Annotated in this window: 9 protein-coding genes; 3 read left to right on the top strand and 6 right to left on the bottom strand. The window is 55.6% G+C overall.

Annotation, left to right across the window (positions count from 1 at the left end; translation table 11 throughout):
• A partial coding sequence (locus ACIQ0R_RS10295) for a hypothetical protein (protein WP_395826871.1) occupies positions 1–269 on the top strand: 269 nt, incomplete at its 5' end.
• 21 nt (positions 270–290) lie between these two features.
• Here ACIQ0R_RS10295 and kdsB read toward each other — a convergent pair.
• The 5 genes from kdsB to ACIQ0R_RS10270 are packed head-to-tail and all read right to left on the bottom strand — an operon-like array spanning position 291 to position 3378.
• On the bottom strand, positions 291–1058 hold the full coding sequence (gene kdsB / locus ACIQ0R_RS10290) for a 3-deoxy-manno-octulosonate cytidylyltransferase (RefSeq protein WP_395826868.1): 768 nt from the start codon (positions 1056–1058) through the stop codon (positions 291–293).
• 37 nt (positions 1059–1095) lie between these two features.
• Entirely contained in the window at positions 1096–1296 is a 201-nt protein-coding gene (locus ACIQ0R_RS10285; protein WP_395826866.1) for a Trm112 family protein, read from the bottom strand.
• On the bottom strand, positions 1277–2341 hold the full coding sequence (gene lpxK / locus ACIQ0R_RS10280; protein WP_395826864.1) for a tetraacyldisaccharide 4'-kinase: 1065 nt from the start codon (positions 2339–2341) through the stop codon (positions 1277–1279). Before lpxK ends, ACIQ0R_RS10285 begins: the two co-directional genes overlap by 20 nt.
• Positions 2328–2771 carry an ExbD/TolR family protein gene (locus ACIQ0R_RS10275; protein ID WP_395826861.1) on the bottom strand — a complete coding sequence of 148 codons (444 nt, stop codon included), beginning with the start codon at positions 2769–2771 and terminating at the stop codon, positions 2328–2330. The genes lpxK and ACIQ0R_RS10275 overlap by 14 nt, the downstream gene beginning before the upstream one ends.
• Before the next feature lies 1 nt (position 2772).
• A complete protein-coding gene (locus ACIQ0R_RS10270; protein WP_395826874.1) occupies positions 2773–3378 on the bottom strand; it encodes a MotA/TolQ/ExbB proton channel family protein in 606 nt (201 codons plus the stop codon).
• A gap of 665 nt (positions 3379–4043) precedes the next feature.
• Here ACIQ0R_RS10270 and xseA point away from each other — a divergent pair.
• On the top strand, positions 4044–5405 hold the full coding sequence (gene xseA / locus ACIQ0R_RS10265) for an exodeoxyribonuclease VII large subunit (RefSeq protein WP_395826858.1): 1362 nt from the start codon (positions 4044–4046) through the stop codon (positions 5403–5405).
• Positions 5406–5559: 154 nt separating this feature from the next.
• Complete coding sequence (sodB, locus tag ACIQ0R_RS10260; protein ID WP_395826855.1) at positions 5560–6147, top strand: superoxide dismutase [Fe]; 588 nt, start codon at positions 5560–5562, stop codon at positions 6145–6147.
• Between the two features lie 182 nt (positions 6148–6329).
• Here the strand turns inward: sodB and ACIQ0R_RS10255 are convergent, their stop codons facing one another.
• Positions 6330–6626, bottom strand: a complete 297-nt coding sequence (locus ACIQ0R_RS10255) for an SCP2 sterol-binding domain-containing protein (protein ID WP_395826852.1) — start codon at positions 6624–6626, stop codon at positions 6330–6332.
• Between the last annotated feature and the right edge of the window lie 133 nt (positions 6627–6759).

The following is a 6759-nucleotide window of genomic DNA, read 5'->3' as shown; positions in this document are numbered from 1 at the left end:
GCTCCTTGAACTCCGCCGTGTACATCTGTTTTGGTATCTTCTTCATTGCTGGTCTTTCCAAAGGATCGTTGATTTTACGTTACCTATGGAAGACTAAATTTCGGGGGAAGCTCAGTGGCGACGGCGCGCTTGATGGTGTGCGCAGCAACGTCTCCCGATATGCTTTTATCTACATATCGCTATCTTTGCATGAAACTTACCATACAATTTTACCAAACAGCCGGTTCGCAACACTATTTCTGTTTTCACATCGATGGCGCAAACCCTGAATTGCTGCGCTGTGGCGGCGCTCATGCACCGCCAGAGGACCCGCTAAATGCAAGCCTGACTCGCTCCAGATCCTCCGGCGTATCAACGCCGACGGCGGGAGGTGAAACCGCGATATGAACCGCAATCGCATAGCCGTGCCATAACACCCGCAGCTGTTCCAACGCTTCGATCTGCTCTAGTGGCGACACCGCCAACGTCGGATAAATTTGCAAAAAATTATTGCTGTAGGCATATAAGCCGATGTGACGCAACGGCGCGTATGCTGGCGGCAAGCTGTGCCGGGTATGGGCAAAACCGTCCCGATGCCATGGGATAGTTGCCCGTGAAAAATATAGGGCCCGCCCGGCCTGATTCAGCACCACCTTGACCACGTTCGGATTGAAGGCATCAGCCGCTGCGTCAATCGCGTGCGCGGCGGTCGCCATCGGTACCTCGCTGCTGATCAGCGCCGCGGTTGCCGCGATCAGCGCCGGATCGATCATTGGCTCATCGCCTTGCACGTTGACCACCACCGCATCTGCCGCCAATCCGAGTGCGGCCGCCACCTCAGCGATGCGGTCGGTACCGGAAGGATGGTCGGTGCGCGTCAGGCGCGCGGCAATGCCATGCTCGGCACACACTGCCAGGATTTCTGCATGGTCGGTGGCAACGATGACTTGCGTCGCGCCAGAGAGCGCAGCGCGTTCTGCGGTACGCACGATCATCGGCTTGCCGCCAATATCGGCCAAGGGCTTGTTGGGCAGGCGGGTAGAGGCCAGACGTGCAGGAATGATGACGGTAAAAGGCATTAACGATTTCACAAGAAAAATATCGCTTACTGATTACTTAACGCGGTGCCGCTGGCGCTGCCAGTTCCGGCGCGGCATTCATGTCGCGTGCCTGGTCGGCCCACATGATCGGAATGCCGTCGCGGATCGGATAGGCCAGCTTGTCGGCGTTACAAATCAGCTCCAAGGCTTTCTTGTCGTATTGCAGCGGACCTTTGCAGATCGGGCAAACCAGGATGTCAAGCAATCGGATGTCCACGGAGTTTCTCCAGAATTTGATGTATTTGATGCGACAGCGCCGGATCGATCTGCGCCATCACCGGCACGACCCAGATCCGCGGGTCATGCTTGATAGTTTGTATTTGTCGACATTTTACTGCATCCTTTTCCGTGATCAGAATCAGATCGGCCGTCAACGCGGCAAAAGGATTGTCGGAGAAATCATAATGATCGGGCAAGGCAAGCGCGTCGAACACCAGCCCCGCGTCGCTTAGCATTGAGAAAAAGCGCTGCGGATTACCGATGCCGGCAGCCGCGGCCAGCCGCAATACCGGATCGCGCAGATCAGCAAGCGAGCGGGGCTGGGCCGGATCGGCCAACTGCACGGCGTGCTCACCGGCCAGTTGCATACGGATTGATGCGGCTGGCATGGACGACGGGATCAACGCTGCGTTGACTATCGTAAAGTCGCGCCGGCGCGATGCCGGTTCGCGCAGCGGTCCGGCTGGCAGCAGCCAGCCATTGCCAACGCCGCGTGAATCGAACAACATGATTTCAATATCGCGCTGCAAACGGTAATGCTGCAAGCCGTCGTCGGACAAGATCAGGTTGACTTCGGGATGCGCCTGCAGCAGCGCCTCGGCGGCGGCAACCCGGTCGCGTCCGACCACCACAGGACATTGTCCGTGCATAGCGATCAGCAGCGGTTCATCGCCAACGTCGAGCGCCAGTGAAGTTTCCGTAACATGCTGCACCGATGATTTACCATCTGCCGATGGTGCGGCATAGCCACGCGATATCACCCCGGGCCCGTAACCGGCGTGGCGTAGCATTTGAACCAGCCAGATCGTCAGCGGCGTCTTGCCGGTACCGCCAACAAAAATATTGCCGACCACGATCACCGGCACTGGCAAACGCTTACTGCGCAACGCCCCCGCCGCGTACAAACCGCGCCGCAGGGCGCCAATCAGCCGGAACAGCAACGACAGCGGCCATAGCAAGCAAGCCAGTACACCGCGCCGCTGCCAGGCAGCGCCCAGGATCGATTCGGTAGTGTTACGGAGCGTTGGCTTATTTGTGGCCACTGGTCTGGGCGGCAAACGTGATCTTGTCGAAACCGGCCAGACGCGCCGCTTCCAGTACATTGATCACGGTCTGGTGGGTTGCCAGCGCATCGGCGTTGATGATCACGACAGGATCGGCTTTACCCGAAGCGGACTGGGTGTCGCCTTGTGCTGCGCTCTTCAAATCCAATGCTAACGCCGCTGCATCTCTGGACGATACTGGTACGTTATTGATCGCGTACTGCCCCTGCGGATTGACAGCGACGTTGATCTCCGACGGCTGCTGCACTGCCTTGTCGGCATCGGCTGTGGGCAAGGTGATCTGTAGTGCAGTGAATTTACTGTAGCTGGTGGTGACCATCAGGAAGATCACGATCACCAACAATACGTCGATGAACGGGATCAGGTTGATTTCTGGGTCGTCACGGCCCTTGCCTTTGCGGAAGTTCATTTTACTTCCGCGCCCCATGAACGGTATCGACGAACTTTACCGCCTGCTGCTCCATGTCGACGATGAAGCTATCGACCAGCGCACGGAAATGGCGATAAAAAATGAGCGCAGGCATGGCGATCGCCAGACCAAAACCGGTGTTGTACAGGGCCACCGAAATGCCGTGGCCGAGTTGCGCCGGATCGGCGCCGGCGCCATTGGTTGCGCCAAAAATTTCGATCATCCCTACCACCGTCCCAAACAGCCCCATCAGCGGCGCCAGCGAGGCAATCGTGCCAAGCGTGGTCAGGAAACGTTCCAGTTCATGAGCGGTAGCCTGCCCTGCTTCTTCGATCGACTCCTTCATGATGTCGCGCGGTACGTCCACGTTGCGCAAACCGGCAGCCAGCACTTTACCCAGCGGCGAATTGGTTTCCAGGTTGGTCAGAACTTCGGCGTTGATCTTGCCGTTGTGGTAGACCCGGATCACTTCCTGCAAAAGTTGCGGCGGCAAAATGCGCGACCGGCGCAGATAGACCAGGCGTTCGATAATCAATGCCGTGGCAATAATAGAGGCAATGAGCAACAGCCAGATCGGCCAGCCCGCTGCTTGGATAATGGCAAACAAAAGAAACTCCTTGGTGACGTCGGGATCGATAGCGACTGCAGCAGATGAAGGGTTCATCTGCATGGATGCAGAATGTAACTTGTTGAGGCGTTACGAGCAAGCGTACGCAGCGCCGAACCGGTGAATTTTGATCGAGACTACGCGGCGCGCCGTCCAGCATCCGGAGTTCCGCACACATTATGTGAGCAAGGTTGTGGATAAGTACTGCAATCGACACTTAAGCCGATGATTTAGAAGGAATTTTTTACACTGCTTGAAAAACGGGCAGAATTTTCAGACGCTGCGCAGCAAAAGTTTTCCACAGATTTTGGGGATAACTTTGTGAACAAACACACTCGATTCACGCGAAGTCCTTGATTGAAAACAAGTTTTTAGTCATGTGACGGATCTGGTCAAATACCCATTTAGCAGCAGTTTAAGGGCGATTATTTGACAATGATGAGACTCTTCAACAGTTATTCATGGTTGTTTTGACATGGCGATATTTACGAATATCCACAGCACAGCAATGATTCAGACTTACCCACAGATTATGTGGATAAGCTTGTGTGCAAGCACACTGCGATCAGGACAAGCCTTTGATTTTCCTCACTTTTACATCAATGTGCAGCAACTGTGCTTTACAATGTCGGCGCTTCTGACCAATCAGTAAATCGAAAGCTCGCATGAATCTCTCCAGCGCCACCGACAACCGCACAGGCGGGCCACCCGTGTTAACCGTTTCCGCTTTGAACCAGGCAGTGTCGCGGATGCTGGAACGCAGCTTTCCGTTGGCCTGGGTCTGCGGCGAAGTATCGAATTTCAAAAGCTACGCTTCCGGTCATTGGTATTTCACGCTCAAAGATGATGCCGCCCAGGTACGCGCTGTAATGTTTAAGGGCCGCGCTCAACACGTCGGCTTTGTCCCGCGCGACGGCGATAAGATCGAGGTGCGGGCGCTGGTCACTCTGTACGCGCCGCGCGGCGACTATCAACTCAGCGTCGAAGCGATCCGACGCGCCGGTATCGGCAACCTGTATGAAGCCTTCCTGCGCCTGAAGGAAAAACTGCAAGCCGAAGGCTTGTTCGACCCGGCCCGCAAAAGGCTGCTGCCACCTTTCGCCAGATGCATCGGCATCGTCACCAGCCCGCAGGCGGCAGCGCTGCGCGACATCCTGACCGCACTGGTGCGGCGTGCGCCGCACGTGCGCGTGATTCTGTATCCAACGCCGGTGCAAGGCGACGGCGCTGCGAAAAAAATTGCACGCGCCATCAACACTGCGGCGGCCCGCGTTGAGTGCGATGTGCTGTTGGTGTGCCGCGGCGGCGGCAGTATCGAGGATTTATGGTGCTTCAACGATGAAGCCGTAGCGCGAGCCATTGTCGCGGCGCCAATGCCGGTAATTTCAGGTGTCGGTCACGAAACCGATTTCACGATTGCCGATTTCGCCGCTGACCTGCGCGCCGCCACGCCGACCGCAGCCGCAGAACTGACAACGCTGGCACGCGCCGATTGGCTGGCGATGCTGGCCGCCCATGCAGACGACCTTACCAGCGCGATACAACGCAGACTCAACGAGGCCAGCCAGACTCTGGACTGGCTGAACCGACGACTTATCAGCCCCGCCACCACTATCACTCACGAGCGTCTCAAGCTGCAAAGCCTGCAGGCCAGGCTGCTGCACGCCACCCGCATCCCGCTGACTCAATCCCGCTATGCGCTGCTGAACCTGCGCACGCGTTTATCGGCACAGGTGCCGGATACCACAGCGCGCCGCAGCAAACTGCTCGAACAGAGCCGTCGCCTCAACAGTGCGAGCATCGCGCATAGCCGGCTCGGCCGACACACGCTGGTGGCCCTCAACGCTCAACTGGAATTATTGAATCCGCAGCGCACGCTGGAACGAGGCTACGCCATCGTCTCCGATGCCAAGGGCAAAGTTATTCGCACGCCGCTGGCGTTACAGCCAAGGCATTTTGTTACAGTGCAATTGGCCGAAGGCAGTGCCAAGGTCGGCATAGAAAGCGTCCAGCCGACTTTAGAGTAGATGCAAATTAGTGAAAACAATAGAAATCGTCAGGTCGCTGCATGGAATAGATAAAGGGCTTTACAATAGCTTTCCCGGAAGCTGTTCAAACGAAGCAATTAACCACACAACAGATTCTTGTATTCCCAATAAAACTATAGGAAGGACACACACCATGGCACACACTCTCCCGCCCCTGCCGTACGGCCTGGATGAACTGGCACCGCACATCTCCAAAGAAACCCTGGAATTTCACTACGGTAAGCACCACCAAACCTATGTGACTAACCTGAACAACCTGATCCCAGGTACCGAATTCGAAAACGCCTCACTGGAAGAAATCGTCAAGAAATCGTCCGGTGGCATTTTCAACAATGCGGCGCAAATCTGGAACCACACTTTCTACTGGCACAGCCTGGCGCCACAAAGCAAGGGGGGCGGCAGCGCACCAACCGGCGCATTGGCAGATGCGATCAACGCCAAATGGGATTCGTTCGACAAGTTCAAGGAAGAACTGACCAAGACTGCAGTCGGCACTTTCGGTTCCGGCTGGGCCTGGCTGGTGAAAAACGCTGATGGTTCGCTCGGCCTGGTGTCGACCTCCAACGCAGCGACGCCATTGACTACTGACGCTAAGCCATTGATCACTGTCGACGTCTGGGAACACGCTTACTACATCGACTACCGCAATGCCCGTCCAAAATATCTGGAAGCATTCTGGGCATTGGCTAACTGGGAATTCGCTTCGAAGAATTTCGCATAACAACCAACTTGTTATGGCCGATGAGAAAATAAAATCTGGTCGGCGAATATAAAAAAAGCGCTTACTTAAAACAGTAAGCGCTTTTTTTATCAGCCAACAAGGTCGGCTGATGTGTTTCTGAAATTTCCACCAGCACCGGCGAAGAGCGCCGCTGCAGATTGCTGGCCGGGATTTTTTAATTTTTATGCAGCAGGAAATTTAGTGGCGTCAAACAGCGACGGAATCCGCTGCGCCAGCATTAAGTCGCCCTTCAACTTCAGCTTGCCGCTCATGAACGCCATGGCGCCGTTAAGCTCGCCCTTGAGTAATGCTTTCAGATCGTCGTCCGCCATCGTCAACGCCACATCGGGGGCCTCGGCCACGCCGTCATGGGCGCTGCATTTTCCATCATCGATACGCAAGTACATCGGGCTCGAAATATCGAACTGAATAGTGTTTTTCATCTTTGCCGCAGCGTCAGCCTTCAGGCATGCCGGCATGAGTTTTATAGTGGACCCGGAAATCCGGACAATAGTTTAAGGAGTATCCTGCACTGAACAACGAAGGCAGGATATGAACGAATTAAAACGAAACAGTTTCAGCGGGCAACAAAAAGCGAAGGTGGCACTGGAT

The organism is Collimonas sp. (genome assembly GCF_044339385.1).
Taxonomy (GTDB): domain Bacteria; phylum Pseudomonadota; class Gammaproteobacteria; order Burkholderiales; family Burkholderiaceae_D; genus Collimonas.
This window is presented reverse-complemented; position numbering and strand designations above follow the sequence as displayed.

Bases quoted from the DNA above. Each gene is read 5' to 3' on its own strand.
- kdsB (WP_395826868.1), bottom strand. From the start codon at position 1,058: ATGCCTTTTACCGTCATCATTCCTGCACGTCTGGCCTCTACCCGCCTG.
- ACIQ0R_RS10275 (WP_395826861.1), bottom strand. From the start codon at position 2,771: ATGAACTTCCGCAAAGGCAAGGGCCGTGACGACCCAGAAATCAACCTG.
- xseA (WP_395826858.1), top strand. From the start codon at position 4,044: ATGAATCTCTCCAGCGCCACCGACAACCGCACAGGCGGGCCACCCGTG.
- sodB (WP_395826855.1), top strand. From the start codon at position 5,560: ATGGCACACACTCTCCCGCCCCTGCCGTACGGCCTGGATGAACTGGCA.
- ACIQ0R_RS10255 (WP_395826852.1), bottom strand. From the start codon at position 6,626: ATGCCGGCATGCCTGAAGGCTGACGCTGCGGCAAAGATGAAAAACACT.